Raw genomic sequence first — 1,629 nt, forward strand, 5'->3', positions numbered from 1 at the left:
GACGAGCTGGTGGGCTGCTTCATGAACACCCTGGTCCTGCGGACCGACGTGTCCGGAGACCCGGCCTTCCGTGAACTCCTCGACCGCGCCCGCGAGACCTCCCTGTCGGCCTACGCCCACCAGGACGTGCCCTTCGAGCGGCTGGTCGAAGTCCTCGACCCGGTGCGGTCCATGGGCCGCAACCCCCTCTTCCAGGTCATGCTGGTGCTCCAGAACAACGAACACGCACACCTGCAACTCCCGGGTGTCCGAGCAGAGTTCGCACCGCCGGCCGTCGACTCGGTCAAGTTCGACCTGAACTTCTTCGTCATCGAGCAGCAGGACGAGGACGGCACGCCCGGCGGCCTCGACGGGTTCCTGGAGTTCAGCTCCGACGTCTTCGACGAGTCGACGGCCGCCTCGGTCGCCGCCCGGCTCGTACGCCTCCTGGAACAGGTCGCCGACGACCCCGACCTCCCCGTCAGCGCCGTCGAGGTGCTGTCCGCACCCGAGCGCGCCCGCATCCTCACCGAATGGAGCGGCACCACCGGCGGCAACCCCGCCACCACCGTGCCCGCCCTCTTCGAGGCCCAGGCCGCACGGTCGCCCGAGGCGGTCGCGGTCACCTTCGGTGGTACGGAACTGTCGTACGGGGAGCTGAACGCGCGGGCCAACCGTCTGGCGCGGCAGCTGATCGGCCTGGGCGCGGGCCCCGAGCGTCTGGTGGCGCTCGCGCTGCCGCGCACCGAGGAGATGGTCGTCGGCCTCCTCGCGGTGCTCAAGTCCGGCGCCGCCTACCTCCCCGTCGACCTGGCCTACCCGGCGGAGCGGATCGCGCTCATGCTCGACGACGCCCGCCCGGCCCTCCTGCTCACCGACGGCCCGACCGCCCGGACGCTGCCGGACACGGACCTGCCGCGGCTGCTGCTGGACGACCCCGGCACGACGGCGGCGCGGGCGGACCTGCCCGACACCGACCCGACCGACCGGGAGCGGACCGCCCCGCTGGGCCCCGACCATCCCGCCTTCGTCATCTACACCTCCGGCTCCACGGGCCGGCCCAAGGGCGTCACCGGACTGCACCGGGCCCTCGTCAACCGGCTCACCTGGTTCGCCGAGGAGTTTCCCGAGCAGCGCACGTCCGCCGTCCTCGTCAAGTCGCCGGTCAGCGTCATCGACGGCATCACCGAACTGCTCGCCCCGCTGCTCTCCGGCGGGTCGACGGTCCTGGTCGACGCCGACACCGCCCGCAGCGTCCCCGATCTCGCGGACGCCGTCGTACGGCACGGCATCGCCCGGCTGACCGTCGTCCCCAGCCTCCTGAACGCCTTCATCGACAGCGGCGAACTGAGCCGCATGGACGGGTGCACGGTCTGGATCTGCAGCGGGGAGCAGCTGCCCGCGGCCACCGTGGAACGGTTCCGCAGCTGCCTGCCCTCCGCCCGGCTCGTGAACTTCTACGGAGCCTCCGAGGTCGGAGCGGTCGCCACCCACGGCGCCGACGACGACGTCACCCTCGGCACGGCCACCCTGATCGGCCGTCCGATCCGCAACGCGGGTGTGTTCGTGTTGGACGGGGGGTTGCGGCCGGTTCCGGTGGGTGTGGCGGGTGAGTTGTATCTGTCGGGTGCGGGTGTGGCGCGGGGTTAT

The 1,629-nt window shown here is 71.8% G+C and carries 1 protein-coding gene; it reads left to right on the forward strand.

Translation table 11 applies throughout. The features are described from left to right. Window positions 1-1,629: AMP-binding protein (locus ACFWV2_RS33015; protein ID WP_384411109.1), on the forward strand; the 1,629-nt coding region annotated here is incomplete at both ends.

It is taken from the genome of Streptomyces sp. NPDC058671, from assembly GCF_042716475.1.
Taxonomy (GTDB): Bacteria; Actinomycetota; Actinomycetes; order Streptomycetales; family Streptomycetaceae; genus Streptomyces.